23 protein-coding genes are annotated in these 22,978 nt (G+C 59.4%); 9 read left to right on the top strand and 14 right to left on the bottom strand.

The window, feature by feature from the left end; genetic code table 11:
- Positions 1-3: 3 nt before the first annotated feature.
- Entirely contained in the window at positions 4-1,194 is a 1,191-nt protein-coding gene (locus B9P63_RS11795) for a phosphoglycerate kinase (protein WP_085309253.1), read from the bottom strand.
- A gap of 131 nt (positions 1,195-1,325) precedes the next feature.
- Between B9P63_RS11795 and B9P63_RS11790 the strand changes: the two genes are divergently transcribed.
- The 3 genes from B9P63_RS11790 to B9P63_RS11780 all read left to right on the top strand — a co-directional run bounded on the left by B9P63_RS11790 (position 1,326) and on the right by B9P63_RS11780 (position 3,435).
- On the top strand, positions 1,326-1,832 hold the full coding sequence (locus B9P63_RS11790; RefSeq protein WP_085308968.1) for a peptidylprolyl isomerase: 507 nt from the start codon (positions 1,326-1,328) through the stop codon (positions 1,830-1,832).
- Positions 1,825-2,373, top strand: coding sequence for a peptidylprolyl isomerase (locus B9P63_RS11785; RefSeq protein ID WP_085308966.1), 549 nt, complete (start codon positions 1,825-1,827; stop codon positions 2,371-2,373). The genes B9P63_RS11790 and B9P63_RS11785 overlap by 8 nt, the downstream gene beginning before the upstream one ends.
- An 84-nt stretch (positions 2,374-2,457) precedes the next feature.
- Positions 2,458-3,435, top strand: a complete 978-nt coding sequence (locus tag B9P63_RS11780; RefSeq protein WP_085309251.1) for a DUF3179 domain-containing protein — start codon at positions 2,458-2,460, stop codon at positions 3,433-3,435.
- Between the two features lie 70 nt (positions 3,436-3,505).
- On the opposite strand, the gene B9P63_RS11775 is transcribed toward B9P63_RS11780, so the two are convergent.
- Both B9P63_RS11775 and tyrS read right to left on the bottom strand, forming a co-directional pair.
- Positions 3,506-4,345 carry a hypothetical protein gene (locus B9P63_RS11775; protein WP_085308964.1) on the bottom strand — a complete coding sequence of 280 codons (840 nt, stop codon included), beginning with the start codon at positions 4,343-4,345 and terminating at the stop codon, positions 3,506-3,508.
- Between the two features lie 3 nt (positions 4,346-4,348).
- Complete coding sequence (tyrS, locus tag B9P63_RS11770; protein ID WP_085309249.1) at positions 4,349-5,602, bottom strand: tyrosine--tRNA ligase; 1,254 nt, start codon at positions 5,600-5,602, stop codon at positions 4,349-4,351.
- A gap of 63 nt (positions 5,603-5,665) precedes the next feature.
- Here tyrS and B9P63_RS11765 point away from each other — a divergent pair, with 63 nt between their 5' ends.
- Positions 5,666-6,772, top strand: coding sequence for an anhydro-N-acetylmuramic acid kinase (locus B9P63_RS11765; protein WP_085308961.1), 1,107 nt, complete (start codon positions 5,666-5,668; stop codon positions 6,770-6,772).
- On the opposite strand, the gene B9P63_RS11760 is transcribed toward B9P63_RS11765, so the two are convergent.
- Positions 6,756-7,655 carry a fatty acid desaturase gene (locus tag B9P63_RS11760; protein WP_085308959.1) on the bottom strand — a complete coding sequence of 300 codons (900 nt, stop codon included), beginning with the start codon at positions 7,653-7,655 and terminating at the stop codon, positions 6,756-6,758. The genes B9P63_RS11765 and B9P63_RS11760 overlap by 17 nt on opposite strands.
- 78 nt (positions 7,656-7,733) lie before the next feature.
- Positions 7,734-8,690, bottom strand: a complete 957-nt coding sequence (locus tag B9P63_RS11755) for a radical SAM protein (protein WP_085308957.1) — start codon at positions 8,688-8,690, stop codon at positions 7,734-7,736.
- 183 nt (positions 8,691-8,873) lie between these two features.
- Here B9P63_RS11755 and zwf point away from each other — a divergent pair, with 183 nt between their 5' ends.
- Genes zwf through pgi form a run of 3 tightly spaced genes read left to right on the top strand, consistent with a single transcriptional unit; the run spans position 8,874 to position 12,626 of the window.
- A complete protein-coding gene (gene zwf / locus B9P63_RS11750) occupies positions 8,874-10,328 on the top strand; it encodes a glucose-6-phosphate dehydrogenase (RefSeq protein ID WP_085308955.1) in 1,455 nt (484 codons plus the stop codon).
- Complete coding sequence (gene pgl, locus B9P63_RS11745; protein ID WP_085308953.1) at positions 10,325-10,996, top strand: 6-phosphogluconolactonase; 672 nt, start codon at positions 10,325-10,327, stop codon at positions 10,994-10,996. Before zwf ends, pgl begins: the two co-directional genes overlap by 4 nt.
- 28 nt (positions 10,997-11,024) lie before the next feature.
- A complete protein-coding gene (gene pgi / locus B9P63_RS11740; RefSeq protein WP_085308951.1) occupies positions 11,025-12,626 on the top strand; it encodes a glucose-6-phosphate isomerase in 1,602 nt (533 codons plus the stop codon).
- Positions 12,627-12,653: 27 nt separating this feature from the next.
- Here the strand turns inward: pgi and B9P63_RS11735 are convergent, their stop codons facing one another.
- From B9P63_RS11735 to B9P63_RS11715, 5 genes are all read right to left on the bottom strand, one after another.
- Positions 12,654-13,139 carry an acyl-CoA thioesterase gene (locus B9P63_RS11735; protein WP_085308949.1) on the bottom strand — a complete coding sequence of 162 codons (486 nt, stop codon included), beginning with the start codon at positions 13,137-13,139 and terminating at the stop codon, positions 12,654-12,656.
- Complete coding sequence (locus B9P63_RS11730; protein WP_085308947.1) at positions 13,136-13,552, bottom strand: cupin domain-containing protein; 417 nt, start codon at positions 13,550-13,552, stop codon at positions 13,136-13,138. Before B9P63_RS11730 ends, B9P63_RS11735 begins: the two co-directional genes overlap by 4 nt.
- Positions 13,552-14,826 carry a phosphopyruvate hydratase gene (eno, locus tag B9P63_RS11725; protein ID WP_085308945.1) on the bottom strand — a complete coding sequence of 425 codons (1,275 nt, stop codon included), beginning with the start codon at positions 14,824-14,826 and terminating at the stop codon, positions 13,552-13,554. The genes B9P63_RS11730 and eno overlap by 1 nt, the downstream gene beginning before the upstream one ends.
- Before the next feature lie 78 nt (positions 14,827-14,904).
- Positions 14,905-15,777: a DMT family transporter gene (locus B9P63_RS11720; protein WP_139816256.1), complete on the bottom strand. Its 873-nt coding sequence runs from the start codon at positions 15,775-15,777 to the stop codon at positions 14,905-14,907.
- Between the two features lie 3 nt (positions 15,778-15,780).
- Positions 15,781-16,203: a Fur family transcriptional regulator gene (locus tag B9P63_RS11715; protein WP_085308941.1), complete on the bottom strand. Its 423-nt coding sequence runs from the start codon at positions 16,201-16,203 to the stop codon at positions 15,781-15,783.
- 182 nt (positions 16,204-16,385) lie between these two features.
- Between B9P63_RS11715 and B9P63_RS11710 the strand changes: the two genes are divergently transcribed.
- On the top strand, positions 16,386-17,750 hold the full coding sequence (locus B9P63_RS11710) for a DEAD/DEAH box helicase (protein ID WP_085308939.1): 1,365 nt from the start codon (positions 16,386-16,388) through the stop codon (positions 17,748-17,750).
- A gap of 261 nt (positions 17,751-18,011) precedes the next feature.
- On the opposite strand, the gene B9P63_RS11705 is transcribed toward B9P63_RS11710, so the two are convergent.
- On the bottom strand, positions 18,012-18,815 hold the full coding sequence (locus B9P63_RS11705) for a tellurite resistance TerB family protein (RefSeq protein WP_085308937.1): 804 nt from the start codon (positions 18,813-18,815) through the stop codon (positions 18,012-18,014).
- Between the two features lie 298 nt (positions 18,816-19,113).
- Between B9P63_RS11705 and B9P63_RS11700 the strand changes: the two genes are divergently transcribed.
- Positions 19,114-20,004, top strand: a complete 891-nt coding sequence (locus tag B9P63_RS11700; protein WP_085309247.1) for a DMT family transporter — start codon at positions 19,114-19,116, stop codon at positions 20,002-20,004.
- A gap of 45 nt (positions 20,005-20,049) precedes the next feature.
- Here B9P63_RS11700 and B9P63_RS11695 read toward each other — a convergent pair whose 3' ends face one another.
- Genes B9P63_RS11695 through B9P63_RS11685 form a run of 3 tightly spaced genes read right to left on the bottom strand, consistent with a single transcriptional unit; the run spans position 20,050 to position 22,874 of the window.
- Entirely contained in the window at positions 20,050-21,462 is a 1,413-nt protein-coding gene (locus B9P63_RS11695) for a protein adenylyltransferase SelO (protein WP_085308934.1), read from the bottom strand.
- A gap of 24 nt (positions 21,463-21,486) precedes the next feature.
- Positions 21,487-21,936, bottom strand: coding sequence for a GNAT family N-acetyltransferase (locus B9P63_RS11690; protein ID WP_085308932.1), 450 nt, complete (start codon positions 21,934-21,936; stop codon positions 21,487-21,489).
- Positions 21,933-22,874, bottom strand: a complete 942-nt coding sequence (locus B9P63_RS11685) for a nucleoside hydrolase (protein ID WP_085309245.1) — start codon at positions 22,872-22,874, stop codon at positions 21,933-21,935. Before B9P63_RS11685 ends, B9P63_RS11690 begins: the two co-directional genes overlap by 4 nt.
- Positions 22,875-22,978: the final 104 nt, after the last annotated feature.

The raw sequence follows: 22,978 nt of genomic DNA, 5'->3' as shown, positions 1-22,978 counted from the left end.
GACTTAAGCGCTGAGCGCCGCCACGCCGGGCAATGTCTTGCCTTCCATCCACTCAAGGAATGCGCCGCCCGCGGTGGAAATATAGGTGAACCTCTCTGCTGCGCCCGCTTGGTTAAGGGCCGCAACGGTGTCACCGCCGCCAGCCACGGAAACCAGCGCGCCCTTGGCGGACAAATCGGCGGCATAGGCGGCAGCGGCGTTGGTCGCCATGTCGAAGGGTTCAATTTCGAACGCGCCAAGCGGGCCGTTCCAGATCAGCGTTTTCGCGCTGTCGAGGATGGCTTTGATGCGCGCAACCGTATCGGGGCCCGCATCGAGGATCATCGCGTCTGCAGGGCAGGCGTCTGCGGCAACGGTTTCGCTTGCGGCGCCCGCTTTGAATTCACGCGCGACGACCACATCCGAGGGCAGAACAATCTCGCAGCCCGCTGCTTTCGCCTTGGCGATGATCTCAAGCGCTGTTGCGCTCATTTCATGCTCTGCTAGCGATTTGCCCACATCGATGCCTTGCGCTGCAAGAAAGGTGTTGGCCATGCCGCCGCCAATCACCAGATGATCGACTTTTTCCACCAGATTGCTGAGCAATTCGAGCTTGGTGGAGACTTTCGCGCCGCCCACGACTGCGACGACAGGGCGCTTTGGTGTTCCAAGGGCCGCTTCCAAAGCGCTGAGTTCCTGCTGCATGAGGCGACCCGCGCAAGAGGGCAGAAGGCGCGCAAGGCCTTCGGTGCTCGCATGGGCGCGGTGCGCGGCGGAGAACGCATCGTTGCAATAGATATCGCCAAGGCGCGCCATTGCTGCGGCAAAGGCGGAATCATTCGCAGGTTCTTGCGGATGAAAACGGGTGTTTTCCAGCAGCAGGACACGGCCTGCTTGCAGCGCGCCGACAGCAGCTTCTGCGCCCGCGCCAATGCAATCGGCGGCGAAGATCACGTCGCAGTCAAAGGCGGCTTCTAGCGCCGGAACAAGGTGTTGCAGGCTCATTTCGGGTACGCGCGTGCCCTTGGGTCGGCCAAAATGCGCCAGCAGGATCGGCATTCCGCCAGCGGCAAGAATATCCTTCACCGTGGGCACGATGCGCGCGATGCGCGTGGCATCCGTGACCACGCCGTTTTCCATCGGCACGTTGATATCGACGCGCGTCAGCACGCGTTTGCCCTTGAGGTCCATTTGATCCAGTGTCGTCCAAGTCATCATATTTCTCCTCAAGTGCGCGTATTGATGCGCCTGTCTTTGCCGCGCGCGGGGGCTATCGTCAATGCTTGCCTTGGCAATCTGGGCTTTGCACCTTAGATACTCCCCCAACGAATATAAAGGAGCGCCCCATGGCCGATACAAAAGATCTCGAAAACACGATCCTGCTTGAGCTGAAAGACGGCACAGTGACGATTGAACTTCTGCCAGATATCGCGCCGCTGCACTGCGAGCGCATGAAGACGCTGGTGCGCTCTGGTGCCTATGACAACGTGTGTTTTCACCGTGTGATCGACGGTTTCATGGCGCAAACGGGCGATGTGGCCAACGGCAACATGGAAAAAGATTTCAACATCCACGCGGCGGGCACAGGCGGCTCCGACATGCCGGACGTCAAGGCGGAGTTCTCTGGTATTCCCCATGATCGCGGCACGATCGGCGCGGCGCGCTCGCAAAACCCCGACAGTGCGAACAGCCAGTTCTTTATCAACTTCTCCGACAACCACTTCCTGAACAAGCAATACACGGTCTATGGCCGCGTCACGTCCGGCATGGAGCTGGTCGATGGTATCACGCGCGGCGAGCCGCCGGTTGCGCCTGACCGCATGGTCTCTGTGAAAGTCGCCGCCGATGCGTAAGCTGGCAGCGATCTTTGCCTTGATGGCCAGCCCTGCGCTGGCCACAGGGTTGCAAATCGAAGTGCAAGGCGAGGGCGCGAACGGCGTGATCACGATTGATCTGCTGGAAAACGTCGCGCCCAAGCACGTTGCGCGCATCACCGAGCTTGCAAGCATGGGTGCTTATGACGGCGTGGTGTTCCACCGTGTCATCGACGGTTTTATGGCGCAAACGGGCGATGTGGAATTTGGCAAGATGGGCGGCGATATGCGCCGCGCAGGGATGGGCGGCTCTTCCAAGCCTGACCTTAAAGCGGAATTCAACGACGAAGCCTTCGAGCGCGGCGTTCTTGGCATGGCGCGGTCTTCCAATCCTGACAGTGCCAATAGCCAGTTCTTTATCATGTTTGCACCCGCGACCCATCTGAACGGTCAATACACGGTCGTTGGCCGCGTCACGGGCGGTATGGATGTGGTGGATGCGATCAAGCTGGGCAAAGGCGCCAACGGCGCAGTGATCGGCCAGCCTGACGTGATGAAGACAGTCACCGTCACCGAGTGACACTATCTGACAATGCCGTGTGCAGGGCTATGCACGTGCGCAGTTTTGAAGCACCCTCCTTGCAATCGCTTGGAGGGTGTTTTCATGTTCAACCGTATTTTTCTGGTACTGGCTCAGACACTGGGTCTGAGTTTGGCCGTGAGCAGCGCTTCGGCTGATCCGAATTTCTGGAAGTTCGAATGGCCGAAGACGAATTTCGAGCAGACCTCAGTGAGCAGCTGGATCGAGATCATGTCGGGTGGCCCGCCCAAGGATGGCATTCCTGCGCTGAACAACCCCGATTTTGGCAAAGCGTCGGAGGAGACGCGGATCGGCGGGCGCGAGCCGGTGATCACCGTCGATATCAATGGCGACGTGCGTGCCTATCCCGTGCGCTATTTGACGTGGCACGAGATTGCGAATGATACGGTGGGCGGTGTGCCCGTGGCGGTCACGTTCTGCCCGCTGTGCAATTCCGGTATCACCTTTGATCGGCGCATCCCGCAGGGCACGTTGACGTTTGGTGTGTCTGGCAAGCTGCGCAATTCGGACATGGTGATGTTTGACCGCGAAACCGAAAGCTGGTGGCAGCAGGCGGTAGGCGAGGCGATTGTAGGTGATTTGCTCGGTGCGCAGCTCAAGCAACTGCCCACATGGATGGAAAGCTGGGACGAATACCGCACGCGCCACCCCGATGGTTTGGTGATGCTGGAGCCTGATTTCCCACGTCGATACGGGCGCAATCCTTATGTGAGTTATGACAGTTCGACCAAGCCTTTCCTTTATAATGGCGAAATGCCGCCCCATGGCATCCCCGCGCTGGAGCGCGTGGTGCGCGTGGGGGAGAGCGCATGGCCTTTGACCCGTTTGGCGACATTGGAGCAGGTCACGGAAAATGGCATAACGTTAAGCTGGGCCGCAGGGCAGGCTTCTGCGCTGGATGCGCCGCAGATCGGCAAGGGGCGCGACGTGGGCACGGTGCGCGTGCGCGATCAGGCTGGTAATGATTTGCCGCACGACGTGATGTTCGCTTTCGCGTTTCACGCGTTCTGGCCCGAGGGGGATTGGATGCTCGGGGAGTAGTCGGGACGGGGGGCCAGCCCCCGTCTCGGCAGGCCGAGACTCCCCCGAAGTTTATTTGGGAAGATGAAGCCTATTCCAGGATACCGCCTGTGTTGGCGAGGAATGGTTCAAGATAGGTGAGGTTTGTTGTCTTGGGGCGTTTGGCACCAAAACGATAGGTGATGCCGGCCATGATGCTTGTGGTGTCGGTGATGTCATCGGGGCCGATCACTTCTTTCTGGTGGCTCTCGCCATATTGCGCAGCGGCGAAGAGCGACAGGCCGGGAACGGCCACGATCTGGTAGTCGGCGCGCAGCTCTAGGGTCCAGAGTTCGACGACATTTTGCGGCGCGTCCATTTTAGCGTTGAGATAGCCGATGGAGGTGCCGATGTTGAGGCGGCTCGTGGCGGCATATGTGACGCCGACACCTGTGAAAATACCATCCGTGACGGTCGCGGCGCTGTCCGAGCCGCTATCGCCGGCGAGATAGCCGAGGTGGCCGTTGAAATCCCAGCGCTCATTCAGGGACCAAGACCCTTCGATCCCCGCGAGCACGCGCATGGCATCGTCTGTGGCATCATTATCGTGATCCGATTGCAGCGCACCAAGAAACGCACCGTAGCTGAACCGATCCGCCGCGCGGCCTGCGCGCAGGATCAGGCTATTGGACGTATTGGCGGTGTTAGGCGCTGAGTTGGCGTTGTCACTGGCACCAAGGCCGAGATCGGCTTGCAGGTAGAGGCCATTGGCAGCGAGGCGGCCGAAACTGAGATCAGCGCGGGTGTTGGCCAGCGTGCCCTCAGCGCCCTGAATGCCGACAGGTGCGCCAACAGTGTCGCCTTGGCCGAAGGACAGCGTCGCGCTGCCGTAAACGTTCTGCGCCATAAGTGGCGTGGCGGTGAGCAGCAAGGCGGTTGCGGCGCGCAGCATGGTCTATCCTTTCAACACGATAAGCGCGTGGCGTTTCTTGCCTGCGCTGAGTTTGATGGGCGAGGAGAGCGCGGCGGCGTCGAGCATGAGGCCTGCATCAACGAGCGGTGCATCGTCCATGCGCGCGCCGTTCTCTGAAATCAGGCGTTTCGCGTCCTTGCCGGACTTGGCCAACCCTGCGCGCACGATCGCTTGCACGATGGACAGACCCTCTCCCAGTTCCTCGCGGGTGATTTCGAGCGTCGGCAGATCATCGCCAACGCCGCCCTTCTCGAACACTTCGCGCGACGTGGCTTCGGCCGTTTGAGCCGCCTCTGCACCGTGCAAAAGGCCGGTGATTTCATTGGCGAGGATCACTTTCGCCTCGTTGATTTCCGAACCTGCCAGCGCGCCAAGACGCGCGCATTCATCCACGGGCATCTCGGTATAAAGTTTGAGGAAACGCCCCACATCCGCATCGGTGGTGTTGCGCCAGAACTGCCAGAACTCGTAAGGACTGCGCATGTCAGGGTTCAGCCAAACCGCCCCATCCGCGCTTTTACCCATCTTTTTGCCGTCAGATGTGGTGAGCAAAGGCGAGGTCAGACCGAACACCTGATGATCGATCACGCGGCGTGTAAGGTCGATCCCGTTAACAATGTTGCCCCATTGATCCGAGCCGCCCATCTGCAACATGCAGCCATAGCGATTGTTCAGCTCCATGAAGTCATAGGCCTGCAAGATCATGTAGTTGAACTCGAGAAAGCTCAGGGATTGCTCGCGATCCAGCCGCGATTTCACGCTCTCGAAGGCGAGCATCCGGTTAACCGAGAAATGCTTGCCAATGTCGCGCAGGAAATCGAGGTAGTTGAGGCCGTCGAGCCATTCAGCGTTGTTGATCATTAACGCATCCGTGTGTCCATCGCCGTAGGTCAGGTAGGCGCTAAACACTTTCTTAATGCCAGCGATGTTATCGTCGATCTGCGCAGGCGTCAGGAGCGGACGCTCATCCGCGCGAAAACTTGGATCGCCCACTTTGGTCGTTCCGCCGCCCATCAAGGTGATCGGCTTGCCGCCGGTCTTTTGCAGCCAGCGCAGCATCATGATCTGGATCAGCGAGCCGACGTGCAAGGATTTCGCCGTCGCATCAAAACCGATATAGCCGGGCATGCCGCCTTTCAGGGCCGCATCGTCGAGACCTTGATAGTCGGTGCAATCGGCCAAAAAGCCACGCTCCATCATCACGGCAATGAAATCGGATTTCGGATGGTAGGTCATATCTTGCGTTCCCGTATCGCTGTCGGTCATGCTTTACAGGTCGGATGCGCAAAGGAAAAGCCTATGAAGGGCCCGGGGACGTTCAAAACTGGATTGGTGAAAGCGGCCGGGTTGATGTCAGGCACGTCTTTGGACGGGGTCGATGTGGCCGAACTCGTAAGTGACGGCGAGCGGATCGAGCGTTTTGGCAAGAGCGGGTATCGCGCGTATTCCGATGCGGAGCGCTCGGTTTTGAAGGAGGCCTTGGGCTGCTGGCAAGGCGATGATTTGGACGCGGCTCTGAAGATTGTTCAGCGAGCGCATCTTGAGGCATTAACCGGATTTACCCCCGAACTCATCGGTTTTCATGGCCAGACGCTCGCGCATGAACCTCGCGGGCGCGGCACGCATCAACTCGGGGACGGCGATGCGTTGGCTGTGGCGGCCCGCGCGCCTGTGGTTTGGGATTTTCGCTCTAGCGATGTGCAAATGGGCGGCGAGGGCGCGCCGCTTGCGCCGTTCTTTCATTTTGCCTGCGCCAAATGGATCAAGGCGCATGCGCCGCTTGCCTTCCTTAACCTTGGCGGTGTGGGCAACATCACATGGATCGACCCGAGGAAAGCCAAAGCCGAAGACGAGGGCGCATTGCTCGCCTTCGACACGGGCCCTGCCAATGCGCCGATAAACGATCTGATGCAGCAGCGGCGCGGCCAAAGCTATGATGAAGACGGCGCGCTGGCCCGCCGGGGAACCGTCGAAACCGGCGCGCTGGAGTTGTTCCTCGCAGAAACCTATTTTGCGCGCATGCCGCCCAAATCGCTGGACCGCGATGATTTCTCTGTGATGCTAGATCTGGTGCGTGAACTCTCGGATGCGGATGCGGCTGCCACGATGACGGCGATGAGCGCGGCGGCGGTCATGCAAGGAATGCAGCATTGTCCGATCCCGCCAAGCCGCGTGCTGGTGTGCGGCGGCGGGCGCCATAATCCGGTGATGATGCACATGCTGCGCGAGGCACTCGATTGCGCGGTGGAGCCGGTTGAAACAGTGGGCCTTGATGGCGATATGCTGGAGGCGCAGGCCTTTGCCTATCTCGCTATTCGGGTCGCGCGCGGACTGCCGACAAGTTGCAAGGCGACGACGGGCGTTGGTGCGCTTGTCGGGGGCGGAAACATCAGTTATCCTGCCTGAGGTTCGCCGCGTAATCCCTTATAAACGTGGCATAACCATCTGAAACGCTCACCAAATCGCGCTGCATTTCAACATGCAGATCAGGCAGTTTGTGAAACGGCACGTTCGGGGCGCTGTGATGCTCGATATGATAGGGCATGTTCCACGCCAGAAAGCGCATTGCGCGCGTTGTGTAGGTCGTGCGCGTGTTCTCCAGCATGTTCGCCACAGCGGGGCAGCGACCATGCTCGGCCAACAAGTAGAGCCGCAAAAACGGCATGGAGATCAGCGCGGGGATGATCCATAGCCAAAGCGCGAGGCTGCTCCAAAACAGGCTGAGCGCGATCATAAAATAGCCTACCAGCATCCATCGCGCTTCGCGCTTAAGGCGCGGTTTCACCCGCACGGGCAAATAGCTGGCCGCCTGCGGTGCGACTGCATTTCGCAGCGTTAACCCTATTCCAGCCGACCAATAGGGCAGCCCGCTCACATGCCAGATCATCGCGCCCCAAGTCTCTGGCTTGGCCCCGCCGAGCAATTCGGGGTCGCGCTCTGGATCATTGGTGTAGCGATGATGGGCTAGGTGAAAATAGCGAAAGGCGTTGAAGGGTTGAAGTAGCACCAAAGCGCAAACATGCCCCGTGAGTGTGCTTAAAATCACAGCCTCGAATGGCGTTTCATGGGTGCATTCATGTTGCAAGGTGAACAAGAACACCAAAAACAGCCCTTGGGGCAGCAGTGCTACCTGCCAAAACGGCGCGCCAAAGCCGATCCAAAGTGACGTCACAGTCAAATACGATAGATAAAGTGCCAAATGACGCAGCCCGGCCCAATTAGAGCGCATATTCAGCGCCCCGCGCCGCTCTTGCGACATTGCGCGCAAAACATCCAGATGGGTTTTCATGGCGCAATCCCCCGCTTCTCTGGTCTTGAAATACCTCGGGGTCCGGGGCTGGCCCCGCTCTGGGCTGTCAATCCGAACTCAGGCTGAACAACTCGCCCCGCCCAAAACACAGAACTTGGCGCAGTGGGGGTGGTTAAGTTGCACCGAGCCTTCGGCTTGCTCCAGACTTGTGCCCAATTCGAACTCTTCGGAATAGGGCAGCAAGGTGCAGGCGAGCACGGCAGGTTTTGCGGCGCCTTTGCGCTTTACCACCATGCGCGAGGAGGCGCACATCATCGCATCGGGGGATTTATCCAGAATGCCCCAGCACGCGGTGGTGATTTCAGGCACATCGGCGCTTTCGTCCATTTCGGGGAAGAGAACCGTCTGTCCGGGGCTCTGCGCATCAATGTCAAAGCCGTGCTCTGCATAAAGCGCGCCGTAGCCTGCACGCGCATCCGCGTCGCTCTCGCCCCAAACCGTGCGGCCCGCAACGGCCATGTCAAAGCCGTTATCCGCAAGCCAACGCATCCCCTCGATCGTCTTGTCAAACGTACCTGCGCCGCGCTCCGTGTCATGATTGTCCTTGGCCCAGTGATCGACGGAAATGCGCAGCGTGAGCTTGCCGGGGTAGGCGGTGTTCAGCTCCAACAGCCCGTCGCGCATCTTTTTGCGCATCATCGGGCGCATGGCGTTGGTCAGGATCAAAACGTCATATCCACGCTCCAGCGCGGCGCGGGTGATGTCGATCATCTCGGGGTTCATGAACGGCTCACCGCCGGTAAAGGCGATCTCGCGCACGCCCCATTTGCGCGTCTCAAGCTGATCGAGATAATCGCGCACTTCATCCGGGGAAATATACACCAGCGCGTCGTTCTTGGGCGAACTGAGAATATAGCAGTTGGCGCATTCAATGTTGCACAGCGTGCCGGTGTTGAACCAAAGCGTCTGCGGATCGCTCAGCGCGACGCTTGCGCGCGTCTCGCCTTTGGCCGTCACATAGGGGTCGGCAAATTTCTCGATCGGGTGCTGCGCCGCTGCGCTCAGGTCTTTCATGCTCGTCCTCGCAATAGGTTGATCCCGCTCTAACCTGTGCGTGCAGAGCAGAAAAGTGCTCAAAAAGAGACTGACACCATTGTGATGTGATAAAGCAATGTTAGACATCTGAGAAAAGCCGCGTTAAACGACGCTTGCATTGTCCGTTAGCGCTAACGGCGCTTTTAGAATTTGGAGCACCCCATGGTCTCACGCGTCATTCCTGTGGATCCTTTCGATCTGGTCATCTTCGGCGGCACGGGCGATCTTGCCCGCCGCAAGATCCTGCCGGGTCTGTTTCGCCGCTATTGCTCGGGGCAAATCCCTCCGCAAAGCCAGATCATTGGCGCCGCGCGGGGCGAACATAGCGCGGATGAATTTCGCGAAATGGTCGCACAGGCCGTGCGCGAATTTGGCGGTGGGCGTGCGTGCGAGGACGGCACGCTGGACGAGTTTCTCACGCGGATCGATTATGTCACTGTTGATGCGCGCGGCGATACCGGCTGGAGCGAGCTGGCAGGTAAAGTGCGCAAAGAGCTGGTGAATGCCTTTTATTTCTCGGTCGGCCCCGGCCTGTTCGGCGATCTGGCCGAGCGTTTGCACCGCTTTGATATGGCTGATGATGAAAGCCGCATTGTGGTCGAAAAGCCCTTTGGCCGTGACCTTGCCACTGCAAAGGCACTCAATGCTTCGCTTGCGAAACACTTTGACGAAACGCAAATTTACCGCATCGATCACTACCTTGGCAAAGAAACCGTGCAAAACTTGATGGCCGTGCGCTTTGGCAATATGCTCTTTGAACCTTTGTGGAATAGCCAATATATCGATCATATCCAGATCACCGTGGCCGAGACCGTCGGCGTTGGCGGGCGCGGCGGCTATTACGATAAATCAGGCGCGATGCGCGATATGGTGCAGAACCATTTGATGCAGCTTTTGTGCCTGATCGCGATGGAGCCGCCTGCGAAATTCGACCCCGATGCGGTGCGCGACGAAAAGCTGAAAGTCATTCGCGCGCTCGAACCTGTGCTGCCCCATCAGATCGTGCGCGGCCAATATGGCGCGGGGCCGGATCAGCCGGACTATCGCACTCATGTGGAAGACCCGAGCAGCAAGACCGAAAGTTTCGTGGCGTTGAAGGTGGCAATCAGCAACTGGCGGTGGGCCGGCACGCCGTTTTATCTGCGCACGGGCAAGCGGCTCAAGGCGCGCACCTCGGAAATTACCGTGGTGTTCAAGGATGCGCCCCATTCGATCTTTGGCGCAGAGGCTGGGCGCCACCGCAACGAGCTGCGCATTCGCCTTCAGCCCAACGAGGGCATGACGCTGGATGTCACCATAAAAGAGCCGGGTCCGGGCGGTATGCGCCTTGTGGATGTGCCACTTGATATGAGCTTTGCCGAAGCGCTCGGGCCAGAGGCGGCGGATATTCCGGACGCCTACGAGCGGCTGATCATGGATGTGATCCGCGGCAACCAGACTTTGTTCATGCGCGGCGACGAGGTCGAGGCGGCTTGGGCCTGGACCGATCCGATCATCGAGGGCTGGCAAGCGCGCGGCGAGGTGCCGAAACCCTATGACAGTGGCAGCGAAGGCCCGACCGACGCGGTGGCGATGATCGCCCGTGACGGCCGTGTCTGGCGGGAGATAAAGCTATGAAGTTCAACGAATATCCTGATGCAGATATGATGATGATCCACCTTGCGAACCAGATCGCGGGCGATCTGAACGCGGCGCTGCACCATGAGGACCGCGCCTGCCTTGCGGTTCCGGGCGGCACCACGCCGGGGCCTTTGTTCGATGATCTTTGTGCTGCAGATTTGCCGTGGGAGCGCGTCGATGTGATGCTCACGGACGAGCGCTGGGTGCCGACGGATAGTGATCGCTCCAACACCAAACTCATTCGCGAACGCCTTTTGGTGAACCGCGCCGCCGCCGCGCGCCACTTGCCGCTTTACGCGCCGGCGGAAACGCCCGAGGAAATGCTGCCAGAGCTGGAAGCAATGATTGCGCCGGAGCTGCCTATTGCAGTTTTGCTGCTGGGCATGGGCGCGGACATGCACACGGCCTCGCTCTTTCCTGGCGCGGATCGGCTCGATGAGGCATTGGCAAGCAATGCGCCGATCCTCGTTCCCATGCGTGCACCGGGGGCGATTGAGCCTCGTGTAACCTTGAGCGCGCGTGTGCTGGACGGGGCCTTGCGCAAACACATTGTGATCATCGGCGCGGAAAAGCGTGCAGCCTTTGAGGCGGCGCAGCATTTAAGCGCGGCCGAGGCCCCGATCAGGGCGGTCTTGAGCGGTGCCGATGTGCACTGGGCACCATAAGGAACTGGGCACCATAAGGATTATGACGATGTGGGATGATGTGAAGGCGCTGGATACGAGCGCGAAGATTGTTGATTTGTTCGCCGCCGACCCAGACCGCGCGGAAGATTTTTCCGCTACTGCTTTGGAGATGTTGTTCGATTATTCGAAAACCGGCATTGATGGCGCGTCGCGGCGCGCTTTGCTCGCGCTGGCGCAAAATGCGGGTGTTGAGGCTAAACGCGATGCAATGTTTGCAGGCGAAGTGATCAATGAAACCGAGGGGCGCGCAGTGCTGCACACGGCGCTGCGTAATCTGGACGGTGATCCAGTGCTGGTCGAGGGCGTCGATGTGATGCCCGAGGTTTTAGCGACACTGGATCGGATGGAGCGTTTTGCCGAAGAACTTCGCAGCGGCGCGTTTCAAGGGCAGGGCGGCAAGATCACCGATGTGGTGAATATCGGCATTGGCGGCTCTGATCTTGGCCCTGCTATGGCGACCCTCGCGCTTGCGCCTTATCACGATGGGCCGCGTGTACATTATGTCTCCAACGTGGACGGCGCGCATATTGCGGACACGCTGCGCGGACTTGACCCCGCAACGACGCTGGTAATTGTTGCCTCCAAAACCTTCACGACGATCGAGACGATGACCAATGCGCGCACCGCAATGGCGTGGATGTCTGAAGCGGTGACAGAGCCAGCAGCGCAGTTTGCCGCGCTTAGCACATCCGAGGAAAAGACCGCAGCGATGGGAATTCCCGCAAACCGCGTATTCGGTTTCGAGGATTGGGTGGGCGGGCGTTACTCGCTCTGGGGGCCGATTGGCCTTGGCATCATGATCGCCGTTGGCGGCCCCGCCTTTCGCGCGTTCCTGCGCGGTGCGCAGGCGATGGATCGTCATTTCTGTGCGGCGGAGCTGGGTGAAAACCTGCCGGTTATGCTCGCGCTGGTGGGCATCTGGCACAACCAGATTTGCGGCCATACCACGCGCGCAGTGTTGCCCTATGATCAACGCCTGTCGCGTTTGCCTGCCTATTTGCAGCAGCTTGAGATGGAAAGTAACGGTAAATCCGTGCGCATGGACGGCAGCGATAGCCCTGTGCACACGGGGCCTGTGGTTTGGGGCGAGCCGGGCACGAACGGGCAGCATGCGTTTTATCAGCTAATTCACCAAGGCAGCCGCGTTGTGCCGTGCGAGTTTTTATTGGCCGCGATCGGCCATGAACCTGATCTGGCACATCAACATGATTTGCTGGCTGCGAACTGCCTTGCGCAATCCGAGGCGCTGATGAAAGGCCGCTCGTTGGCCGAGGCGCGCGCGCTGATGGCGGCGAAAGGGCTTACGGGGGATGAGTTGGAGCGACAAGCGCGCCACCGCGTGTTTGCGGGCAACCGTCCGTCCACGGTGCTGCTATATCCCAAGCTGACGCCAGAGATTTTGGGCCAGATTATCGCGCTTTACGAGCACCGCGTGTTTGTGGAGGGGGTGATTTTGGGGATCAATTCGTTTGATCAATGGGGCGTTGAACTTGGCAAGGAACTGGCAACCGCCTTGCAGCCTATTGTTGAGGGGCGCGAGAGCGCGGCGGGCAAGGATAGCTCGACTCGAGGGCTGGTGCATTATATCCGCACGCGCGCCGGCGGCTGAGGGCAGGCGCCTCCGGCGGCGATATTTTTAGAAAGAGGATGCAAAGGCCGCGCCGTCGATTTCGCGGATGCGCGCCGTGAATTTGGCAGGCAAGGGGCGGCGGGTTTTGCCGTCCTGCTCTAGCGTGACGCAAACGCAGGTGAAGCGCGTGCGCAGATCGCCGGACCAGATTTCCGAAAGGATCGTGAAACTGGTGTTGCGGTATTCGGTTGCGCGCGCGGTGGCGATGTAGGGTTCTTCGCGCAGCATTTCCTTGACCCAGTGGATTTCGCCGGAGCGGATCACGATGCGCGCGTCGGTTGCCGGATCGTAATTTGTGAGGCCTGACTGTTGGATATAGAGTGTGCGCAGTTTTTCGAACCACGCAAGGTAGGCGGCGTTATTCACGTGGCCCAGCATGTCGATTTCACCAAAGCGCACCCGATCCGCCATGGCCAGCGGCCACACGTCGGGCAAGCCGGCAGCGCGTTGTTGATCAGCGCTCAGGGGCGTGAGGAAGGGGGTATCGTTCATCGTGGTATCTCGAAATCTGGTGCGGCGAGGGTGAAGCCGTCAAAGCTAAATCCCGGGGACACTGTGCAACCCACCAGCGTGTAATCCCCGGTGCTGCGCGCCTTTTGCCAATGATGGATCGGCACAATCAGTTGCGGCGCGCCCTTGCCAAGATCGGGTGTCAGGAGATGGTCTGAGGCGGGGCCCTCATCTGTGCTCGACAGGCTCAGGATTAGCGGCGCGCCCGCGTAATAGTGCCAGATTTCAGTTGCATCGACCTTGTGCCAATGGCTGCTCTCGCCTGCTTTGAGCAGGAAATAGATGCAGGTTCCATGCGCGCGCGGGGCTGCGTCGTCGATATGGGTCTGGCGATACCAGCCGCCCTCTGGGTGCGGCTGGAGATCTAAGTGAGCGATGATTTGATCGGCGTTCATCACTTTAGGATCGAGCGACCCGCATACCGAGCCGTCTCGCCGAGCATTTCCTCGATACGGATCAGCTGGTTGTATTTCGCCAGCCTGTCGGAGCGCGCGAGGGAGCCGGTTTTGATCTGGCCGCAATTGGTTGCAACGGCGAGATCGGCGATGGTGGCATCTTCGGTTTCGCCGGAGCGGTGGCTCATCACATTGGTGAAACGGGCGCGATGCGCCATATCGACTGCTTTAAGAGTTTCCGACAAAGTACCGATTTGATTTACTTTTACTAACATCGAGTTGGCGCTTCCGCGCTCGATTCCCAGCGCAAGGCGCTCGGGGTTGGTTACGAAAAGATCATCGCCCACAAGTTGGATACGATCCCCGAGCAGGTCGGTGAGCGCCTTCCAGCCGTCCCAGTCATCTTCGTCCATGCCATCCTCGATCGAGATGATGGGATAGTCGTTGACCAGCGCCTCAAGGTAGGCAGCATTCTCGGCGGAGGTCAGGGATTTGCCTTCGCCCGCATAGACGTATTTGCCGTCTTTATAATATTCTGTCGCGGCGCAATCGAGGGCGAGATAGATATCTTCGCCTGCTTTGTAGCCTGCCTTTTCGATGGAATTCATTATGAAATCAAGCGCTTCTCGGGTGGAGCCGATGTTGGGTGCAAAGCCGCCTTCATCGCCGATACCTGTGGACAGGCCCGCCGCGGTCAGCTCTTTTTTCAGCGTGTGGAACACTTCAGAGCCCATGCGCACCGCCTCGCGGATATTTTCCGCAGAAACAGGCATGATCATGAATTCCTGAATATCGATAGGATTATCAGCATGTTCGCCGCCATTGATGATATTCATCATCGGCACAGGAAGCGTGCGCGCAGAGGTGCCGCCCACATAGCGGAACAGCGGCTGGGCGCAGAAATCGGCGGCGGCTTTGGCGACGGCGAGGGACACACCAAGGATCGCGTTCGCACCAAGGCGGGCCTTATTGGGCGTGCCATCGAGCTCGATCATCATAGCGTCGATCATTTCCTGTTCGGTCGCGTCCATGCCGATCAGCTCTTCTGCTATCTCGCCGTTGACGGCTGCGACCGCGTCCAGAACGCCTTTACCCATATAGCGGCTTGCATCGCCATCGCGCTTTTCAACGGCTTCATGCGCGCCTGTGGAGGCGCCCGAGGGCACCGCCGCGCGGCCCATTGTGCCGTCCTCGAGGATTACATCGACCTCGACCGTGGGATTGCCACGGCTGTCAAGAATTTCGCGGGCGTGAATGTCGATGATAGCGCTCATGAGGTGTGCGTCCTTGTGTCGATTGGATTTGACGCGTTCCTACACTGCACATAGCTTCGGGGAAACCCTGTTAGCGCGCTACATGTTATCGCTAACGGTAGTTTTTCTTTCACGCCACATCACGAACAGGCCAGAGCCGATGACGATGAAGGCTCCGATGAGCGTTAGTGTGTCCGGGCGCTCGTGGAAGAACAGCGCGGCGATGATCAGCGCGAACACGAGGCGCGTGTAGCGAAACGGCGTGACGTAGGATACATCGCCAAGGCGCATCGCGGCGGTGATCGAATAATAGCCGATGGCATTGGCCATGGAGGCGCAGAGGATAATGATCCATGCGGTGCTCGATGGCATAGCGTGCGGGCCGGTAAAGGGCATCATCAAAAGCCCGGCAGGGATTAGCGCGGCGCTGCCCCAAGTGGCCATTTGCAATGTGCCTATCCGCATGGGCATGGCGCGGGTGATGATATCACGCGCCGACAAACCGACGGCTGCAAGCAGCGCGACAAGCGCGCCAAGCGAAATGCCGCTGGCATCGGGGCGCAGCATCAGCATGACGCCGATAAAGCCGACGATGACGGCGATCCAGCGGCGCGGCCCGACTTTTTCCTTGAGGATCAACGCAGCGCCAAGGGTGACAAAGAGCGGCACCGCCTGAATAATCGCGATAACAAGGCTGAGGGGGGCCATGGCCAGCGCAGAGACCATGCAGATCGCGGTCATCCCTTCGACTGCGTTGCGCAGCATCACGGGGCGCGCGAAAAATTCTTTGGAGATAGGTGGCTGGCCCGCGCGTTGACCAACAATCGCGAACAGGATCACACCGGGCGTGGCCATAAAGATCAACACCTGTGCGATCGACATATTGCCAGCGGAGGTTTTTACTAAAGCATCGCCCATGGCAAAGGTCGCCATCGCGAGAACCATTAAGATGGCGGCACGTGGATTTCCCACGCGTCAGTGCGCCTTGGGCTTGAGGGGCACGCCGTAAAGTTCCAGCTTGTGACCTTTGAGCTTGTAACCAAGGCGGGCTGCAATCCGCTCTTGCAATTCTTCTATTTCGGGATCGACAAATTCGATCACTTCGCCTGAATTCATATCGATAAGGTGATCATGGTGTTCACGCTCGGCATCCTCATAGCGTGCGCGCCCGTCGCCGAATTCCAGCTTGTCCAGAATACCCGCCTCGTCAAAGAGCTTGACCGTGCGGTAAACCGTCGCGATGGAAATGCCCGCATCCTCGGCAGAGGCGCGCGCATAAAGCTCTTCTACATCGGGATGATCGTCGCTGGCTTGCAGCACGTTGGCAATGGTGCGGCGTTGGCCGGTCATGCGTAGGCCTTTGGCCTCGCAGCGCTCTATGATGGTTTTATCGGCCATAACGGGCTCCACAGGTCCATGAAGTGCGGGTGTAACGCAACGCTGCGTCGGGGAAAAGGGGCGCAAAGGTTGACTCATGTGCGCAGAAGGCCCATGTGCGGCACAAATGCTGCAAGACGTGTCTTCACACGGGCCCATCCACGGGCGACGCCGCACAGAAATCCCTAAAGGACATTTATCCGTTGAGTGAATTTGAAACCATGGGCCTGCCCGAACGTCTCGTGAGCCGTTTGAAAGAGCTGGGCCTGACCACACCGACCCCTATTCAGGCCCGCGCCATTCCCGAGGCCTTGAACGGCCACGACGTGCTTGGCCTTGCCCAGACCGGCACAGGCAAGACGGCGGCGTTCGGCCTGCCGTTGATCACGCTGCTGAGCGAAAACCCAGGTCGCCCCGCGCCCAAATCGGTGCGCGCGCTGATCCTTGCGCCGACGCGCGAGTTGGCCGGGCAGATCGTCGAGAACCTGAAAGATTATACCGTTGGCACGTCGATCAAGGTCGCGCTGGTTGTTGGTGGACAGTCGATCAACGTGCAATCCAAGCGCCTTGAAAAGGGCATTGATATTCTGGTCGCCACGCCGGGCCGTTTGATTGATCTGATGGATCGCCGCGCGCTCACGCTTAAGGAGGCGCATTTCCTCGTGCTCGACGAGGCGGATCAAATGCTCGACATGGGCTTTATCCATGCGCTGCGCCAGATCGCGGCGGTATTGCCCGAGCAGCGTCAAACGATGCTGTTCTCGGCGACGATGCCAAAGTTGATGAACGAGATCGCCAACACCTACCTCAAAAGCCCGCGCCGCATTCAGGTTTCGCCCCCGGGCAAGGCCGCGGACAAGGTTACGCAGGTGGTGCATTTTATCGCCAAGACGGAAAAGCAATCTCTTTTGATCGAATTGCTGAGCGCCCATAAGGACGAGCGCGCATTGGTTTTCGGGCGCACGAAACATGGCAGCGAAAAACTGATGAAACAACTGGTCGCACGCGGGTTTGCTGCGACCTCGATCCATGGCAACAAGAGTCAGGGACAGCGCGAGCGCGCACTCGCCGCCTTTAAAAAGGGCGAGATGAAAGTCCTCGTGGCGACGGATGTTGCCGCGCGCGGCCTTGACATCCCCGATGTGCGCCACGTTTATAACTATGAATTGCCCAATGTGCCGGACGCCTATGTGCACCGCATTGGCCGGACCGCGCGCGCGGGCAAGGATGGTGCGGCGATCGCGTTCTGTGCACCGGACGAGATGGATTTACTAAAAGACATCGAAAAGACGATGAAAATCTCGATCGAGGTGGCCTCTGGCACGCCTTGGGTAGATTTTGACGGCCCCTCTGCAAAAAGCCGCTCTGGCATGGGTGGTGGAGGTCGTGGCAAAGGCGGCGGTGGTCGCCCTGGCGGCGGTGGCAAGCCTGCTGGCGGCGCACGGCGCGGTAAACCCGGGGGCACGCGCCCCGAAGGGGCAGGCGGTGCCAAACCTGCTGGGCCAAGCGGTGGACGTCGTCGCCGTAGCGGCGGTGGCGGGGCAGGCGGCGGAAAACCTTCCGCTTAAGCCGCCGATGTGATTCCCAGCCCCGCGCCAATCAGCGCGCGTGGGCTGGCAAAGCGCTCTGCACAGGAAGTGCATCCTTATTGGATCGATTTCGACGCCGGCAAGGGGACTGAAATTGTTGCGCTTCAAATTTTGCAGGATCGCCGAAAATCTGTGTATTCGCGCATTATTCAGAGTTGAGACGTAACTCTGCACCACAAAAAATGCCGCGAAGGGTCGCCCCTTGCGGCATTTTTCATTTTTTGCGAAGCGAACGCGGGTTTAAGCGTTTACACCCATCTGCATATTCAGCATCAGCGCCGTTTGCGGGTCAATGCCAAGCGCATCCGCGAGGGCGGCCATATAGGCTTTTTCTGCGGGGGTATCGACGCGGATCGACATCATCGACATTGCATAGACCTGAAATTTCTGCGCGTCGGGCGTGTCCGCCGTCAGCGTCTCCACATCCACCGGCGCGCTCAGCTGCGCCTGAATAAAGGCCATGTCCTCTGCATCCGCATCATCGCCGACGGTTTCGAGGATTTTCGCACGTTCGGCCGCGTCGATATCGCCGTCGCATTTCGCCGCTTGGATCATAGCGCGCAGCATCAAGCCTGCGGATTGCTCCACTTCCGGCGTGCCGGGGGCCGCTTTGCCGAAACAGTCAAGCATATCGCCGACACCCTTGCCGCCCATCGCCGCTGCGCCGCCCATGGCTGCGAACAGGCCCGCAAGCCCTGCGCCGCCAGTTGTGCCTGCAGAGGACAACAGCCCGCCTTTGTCAGTTGCCACGCCGCCGCCAGTGAATTGTGCCATCATTTCAGCCATCGGGTTGGTGGCACCTGCCGCACTACCAGTCATCTTGGCCATCATATCCGCCATCGGATTGCCTGCATTGGCCTCATTAGCGCCGCCGCCCATCATCTGCTGCATCATCGCGGCCATCGGGTTTGCGTCGCTTCCTGTCTCAGCGGCGCTGCCACCGCCCAAGAGCGCGCTTAGTCCGCCGCCGCCCGACATTTTTTCGACGCCGCGCGCGGTTGCGTATCCGATTGCGACTTTTGCCAGCGTTCCCATGAGGCTCATATTATTTCTCCTGAATGCGAGGGAGGGGCGATATGCCCCTAAATAAAAGGTTATACTAAAACCGGCACACGGCCAAAGCGATTGGCAAGGCGTGCCGGGATAGAGCTTTGTACGATGATCAAGGCGATTTTCACAATATCGCTCGCGGTGAGAATTGCCGGCGGCTATTCCCCCTCGCTCAAGCACAGTGCCAGCGCATTTTCACAGTGTTGCCCGCCGCGGCGCGCAGATGAAGGGCGCGGGTTCGTTCGCGGCGTTCGCACTTGACCTCTGCGCACGTATGAGGTCTGCGGTATTGATGGACAGAAAAGACAGATTGGACGCGTTTGGCGTGTCGGCGATGCTTGGGTTTGCGGTGCTTTTTGCCTTCAACCAAGTGGTGATCAAAGTCACGATAGAGGGCATCCAGCCAATTTTCGCTGCTGGATTGCGTTCGCTCCTCGGTCTTGCCGCGCTCATCGTCTGGATGCGCTGGCGCGGGATATCGATGCACATGACGCGCGGCCAGATGTGGGGCGCAGCTTTGGTGGGGGCGCTGTTCTCGATTGAATTTCTGTGCATTTTCCTTGCGCTGGACATCACCACGGTCAGCCGCGCGAGCGTGATTTTCTACACCATGCCGATCTGGCTGGGCCTTATTGCGCATTTTGCGCTGCCTGGCGAGCGTTTGACGGGCGTGCGCCTTTTGGGTTTTGGCATTGCTATTGGCGGCGTGGTCTGGGCGTTTCTCGATCGCTCGTCTGGACAGGCGAGCCTGCTTGGCGATGTGCTGGCCTTGATCGCCGCGCTGTCCTGGGCGGGGATCGCGCTGACCGTGCGCCTGACCCCTGTCAGTACCGCCCCCGCAGAGATGCAGCTGGCGGCGCAACTGGCGATCTCGACGGTGGTCTTTTTTGCGCTTGCGCCGCTCTTTGGGCCGCTATTGCGCGACTTTTCCATGATCCATGGGGCGGGGCTACTGTTTCAGTCGATCGTCACCGTGCTGTTCGGTTTCCTGCTTTGGTTCGCGATGATGAAGATTTATCCCGCCTCCGACATTGCCGCCTTTTCGTTCCTGTCGCCGGTGCTGAGCGTGTTTATGGGCTGGTGGCTGCTGGGCGAGCATATTGGCCCTGAAATTATCGGAGCTCTGGTTCTGGTCTGTATAGGGCTCTTGCTGATTTCACGGCGCAAGCCCGTTCCTGCGTAGTGTTTCGCGCTGCGCGCGAGAGTTTAAAGGGCAAGATGAAGCGGATTACGTCCCGCAGAAAGTGGCAGGGACGATTTCCTGTTTGCTTGGGGGGCGTTTGAGATCAGCGATGTTTGCACGCTCGGTGAAGGGGGTTTTCAGTGCCGTGTCCAGCCTTTGGAAAAGCGCGAAATCGCCTGCAACAGCGGCGTCGATCATTTGCTCGATCCGGTGATTGCGCGGGATGATCACGGGGTTTGAGGTGGCCATGAGAGCCTGGGCACCGCTCTCGCCCTTGAGGCGTTCCTGCCAGCGCGCGTGCCATGTGCCGTAGGCACTGCGATCGGTCATTTCATCGCTGGCATCGCCGCGCGTGAGGGCGTTGAACGTATTGGTGAAATCAGCGCCGCCGGTTTCCATCAAGGCGAGCAGATCGGTGATCAAGGCGGCATCGGTGTCTATGGGAGCCGCGATGCCGAGTTTGGCGGCAAAGGTGCTAAGCCAGCCTGCGCGCAGATCGTCTTTCATGGCGTGCAGCATCACGGTGAAGCGCTCAACGGCAGCGTCCGGATCGGGCATCAGGGGAAGCAGCGCTGTGGCAAGCTGCGCCATGTTCCAGATCGCGATATCGGGCTGGTTGGCAAAGCTGTAGCGGCCATTTCGATCAATCGAGCTGAACACGCGATCCGAAGCGAAGGCATCCATAAAGGCGCAAGGCCCGTAGTCGATGGTTTCGCCTGCGATCTGGCAATTGTCGGTATTCATCACGCCGTGAATAAAGCCGACGCCCATCCATTTGGGGATGAGGCTGGCCTGCGCATCCATCGCGGCCTGCAGTAGACCCTCGGGGCCGTTTGCATCGGGATAGTGGCGCGCAATCGTGTACTCGGCGAGGGTCTGGAGTTGCTCGATCTGCCCGCGCGCGGCGAAGACCTGAAACGTGCCAACGCGGATATGCGAGGCGGCAACGCGCGTTACGATTGCACCGGGTTTAGCGCCCTCGCGGTAAACGGATTCACCCGTGGAAGTGGCGGCCAACGCGCGCGTCGTGGGGATGCCAAGGGCGTGCATCGCCTCTGACACCACATATTCGCGCAGCACCGGGCCAAGCCATGCCTTGCCATCGCCGCCGCGCGAATAGGGCGTACGCCCCGATCCCTTAAGCTGGATGTCGCGGCGTGCACCATGCGCGCTGATCACTTCGCCAAGCAGGACTGCGCGCCCGTCGCCAAGCTGGGGATTGTAATTGCCGAATTGATGTCCTGCGTAGAGCTGCGCCAGCGGCTCGGCCCCGCCCGGGACTGACGCGCCGCTGAAAATTTCGGCAAGATCGTCGCCTGCCTCTATCCCAAGCTCGGCACCAAGTGCCAGGTTATAGGCGATGAGCGTGGGCGCGGGCGCAGGCTCTGGCGCTTGGTGGCTGAAAAAGCCGCCCGTGAGCGCGGCGAAGCTATTGTCGAAAGGAATACGTGTTTTCATAGCGCACATATAAGCGCTTTGGCATCAAAGAACACGGGACATGAGCAAATATCCATCGCGCGCCTTGAAATGGCAGCGCGTGTAGAGCCGCATGGCGCTGTCATTGGCCGGCTCGACTTCCAGATGCAGGGCTTTCATGCCGACAGATTTCAGCATGCCCGCTAGCGATGTAATCACCTCCGCGCCAACGCCGCGGCCGCGCACGCCGGGACGAATGTAGATTTCATCAATGAAGCCGTCGAGCCCGCCAAATTCGATCGACCAGCCAAAGGTCACGACGATATAACCTATGGGACCTTTGGAGGGACCGATCAGATAGATTGCCCCATGCGGTGATCCTTCAAGTAAGGGCATCAGAGCGTTTTTGCGTTCCTCATCAGTGCTTTGCAGCTCAACTTCGCTGTGAAATGCGGCAACAAGCGGCAACAGGCGCGCCAGATCATCAGGCTTGGCGAGGTGCAGTGCTGCGCTCATAAGCGGGCCAGCCTTTCGGTGAGCAGATCGAAAAATCCCTGCGCATCCACGTCGCCCATGAACATCGCGTTGGGCGCGCGGTCCGTCACGCCCCACCAATCGGCAACAGTCATGCCGAGGGTTAGATGTGACTGAACCTCGATCTCTACATTGATCTGGCGCCCTGTAAACAGGTCGGGCCGGATCAGATAGGCGGTGACGCAAGGATCGTGTAAAGGCGCGCCCGCACTGCCGTATTTATCCGTATCAAAGCGTTCGAAGAAATCGATCATATCTGCCATGGCATCACAAACGGGCGTGCCGCACTCACGCAGGGCCTGAACGCGCGCGGGTGTAACCAGGACTTTATGGGTGACATCCAGTGGCATGACAGTAATTTTTATGCCGGATTTAAACACAATATCAGCGGCTTCCGGATCAACGTAAATGTTGAATTCGGCGGCGGGCGTGATGTTGCCCACCTCGAAATAGGCACCGCCCATGAGCACGATTTCCTTAACCCGCTCAGCAACGTCGGGCGCGCGCTGCAAGGCGGTCGCAATATTTGTTAACGGTCCAAGCGGGCAAAGCGTGACCGTGCCGCTTGGGCGCGTGCGCAAGGTCTCGATGATGAAATCAACGCCGTGCTGATCCTGCAAGGGCATCACGGGGTCGGGCAGCGTCGGACCGTCAAGGCCTGTCTTGCCGTGCACATGCTCGGCGGTGACCAGCGCGCGGGCCATCGGCGCGTCGCAGCCGGCAAAAACAGGCACATCAACCTTGCCCGCTAACTCGCAGACAATACGTGTATTTTTCTGTGTGAGAGGCAAGGGAACATTACCCGCGACCGCGGTGATGCCGAGCACATTAATGTCCTCGGGGCTGGCCAGCGCCAGAAGGATTGCGGCGGCGTCGTCCTGACCGGGATCGGTGTCGATGATGATATCTCTGGGCGGCATGGCATTGTCCTTTTTGAGCGCAAAATGCGGGAGCAGATCCGCCTTGTCCATGGCGGTTGCGGCGGCCCAGCGAAAAGATGCTGTGAGGCATCTCTGGGCCTCGG

This window comes from Planktotalea arctica, assembly GCF_002105285.1.
GTDB lineage: Bacteria > Pseudomonadota > Alphaproteobacteria > Rhodobacterales > Rhodobacteraceae > Planktotalea > Planktotalea arctica.
The sequence above is the reverse complement of the archived record's forward strand: the minus strand, read 5'-3'. Positions and strand labels throughout refer to the sequence as shown.

Coding starts and splice junctions, on each gene's coding strand:
- B9P63_RS11795 (WP_085309253.1), bottom strand. CDS start 1,194: ATGACTTGGACGACACTGGATCAAATGGACCTCAAGGGCAAACGCGTG.
- B9P63_RS11790 (WP_085308968.1), top strand. CDS start 1,326: ATGGCCGATACAAAAGATCTCGAAAACACGATCCTGCTTGAGCTGAAA.
- B9P63_RS11785 (WP_085308966.1), top strand. CDS start 1,825: ATGCGTAAGCTGGCAGCGATCTTTGCCTTGATGGCCAGCCCTGCGCTG.
- B9P63_RS11780 (WP_085309251.1), top strand. CDS start 2,458: ATGTTCAACCGTATTTTTCTGGTACTGGCTCAGACACTGGGTCTGAGT.
- B9P63_RS11775 (WP_085308964.1), bottom strand. CDS start 4,345: ATGCTGCGCGCCGCAACCGCCTTGCTGCTCACCGCCACGCCACTTATG.
- tyrS (WP_085309249.1), bottom strand. CDS start 5,602: ATGACCTACCATCCGAAATCCGATTTCATTGCCGTGATGATGGAGCGT.
- B9P63_RS11765 (WP_085308961.1), top strand. CDS start 5,666: ATGAAGGGCCCGGGGACGTTCAAAACTGGATTGGTGAAAGCGGCCGGG.
- B9P63_RS11760 (WP_085308959.1), bottom strand. CDS start 7,655: ATGAAAACCCATCTGGATGTTTTGCGCGCAATGTCGCAAGAGCGGCGC.
- B9P63_RS11755 (WP_085308957.1), bottom strand. CDS start 8,690: ATGAAAGACCTGAGCGCAGCGGCGCAGCACCCGATCGAGAAATTTGCC.
- zwf (WP_085308955.1), top strand. CDS start 8,874: ATGGTCTCACGCGTCATTCCTGTGGATCCTTTCGATCTGGTCATCTTC.
- pgl (WP_085308953.1), top strand. CDS start 10,325: ATGAAGTTCAACGAATATCCTGATGCAGATATGATGATGATCCACCTT.
- pgi (WP_085308951.1), top strand. CDS start 11,025: ATGTGGGATGATGTGAAGGCGCTGGATACGAGCGCGAAGATTGTTGAT.
- B9P63_RS11735 (WP_085308949.1), bottom strand. CDS start 13,139: ATGAACGATACCCCCTTCCTCACGCCCCTGAGCGCTGATCAACAACGC.
- B9P63_RS11730 (WP_085308947.1), bottom strand. CDS start 13,552: ATGAACGCCGATCAAATCATCGCTCACTTAGATCTCCAGCCGCACCCA.
- eno (WP_085308945.1), bottom strand. CDS start 14,826: ATGAGCGCTATCATCGACATTCACGCCCGCGAAATTCTTGACAGCCGT.
- B9P63_RS11715 (WP_085308941.1), bottom strand. CDS start 16,203: ATGGCCGATAAAACCATCATAGAGCGCTGCGAGGCCAAAGGCCTACGC.
- B9P63_RS11705 (WP_085308937.1), bottom strand. CDS start 18,815: ATGAGCCTCATGGGAACGCTGGCAAAAGTCGCAATCGGATACGCAACC.
- B9P63_RS11700 (WP_085309247.1), top strand. CDS start 19,114: ATGGACAGAAAAGACAGATTGGACGCGTTTGGCGTGTCGGCGATGCTT.
- B9P63_RS11695 (WP_085308934.1), bottom strand. CDS start 21,462: ATGAAAACACGTATTCCTTTCGACAATAGCTTCGCCGCGCTCACGGGC.
- B9P63_RS11690 (WP_085308932.1), bottom strand. CDS start 21,936: ATGAGCGCAGCACTGCACCTCGCCAAGCCTGATGATCTGGCGCGCCTG.
- B9P63_RS11685 (WP_085309245.1), bottom strand. CDS start 22,874: ATGCCGCCCAGAGATATCATCATCGACACCGATCCCGGTCAGGACGAC.